The organism is Pseudoalteromonas sp. MER144-MNA-CIBAN-0113, assembly GCF_040308965.1.
GTDB lineage: Bacteria > Pseudomonadota > Gammaproteobacteria > Enterobacterales > Alteromonadaceae > Pseudoalteromonas > Pseudoalteromonas tetraodonis.
Genome location: NZ_JBEOOG010000320.1, coordinates 1 through 277, shown reverse-complemented (window position 1 = coordinate 277; position 277 = coordinate 1). Strand labels below are relative to the sequence as shown.

General features: G+C 45.5%; 1 protein-coding gene. It reads right to left on the bottom strand.

Annotated elements, in window-relative coordinates:
• Positions 1-277 (bottom strand): ethanolamine ammonia-lyase light chain EutC (locus AAEY57_RS19860; protein ID WP_350608650.1); only part of this gene is annotated, 277 nt, incomplete at both ends.

Genomic DNA, 277 nt, shown 5'->3' with positions numbered 1-277 from the left:
AACGAGGAGAGTCCATCAACCACTACAATCGCTAAATCGTATTTAGCCTGTGTAGTGTGCTTTTGTTTATTCATATAGCTGAGAAGTATTTGCCTACCATTTTCATCAAGCTTGCGGCCTAAATCGGGTCGCTGAAGGTAAGTAACCCTGTCAACGGCTTGGCTGTGTAAATGCAGGGGAGGGGCAACCTCTTTTAGAGCACTAATACTGCCTAGTTGCTCAGTCATTTCGTTAATATCAAGCGGAAAACTCACTGCATCGCGCGCTTGTGCATGAG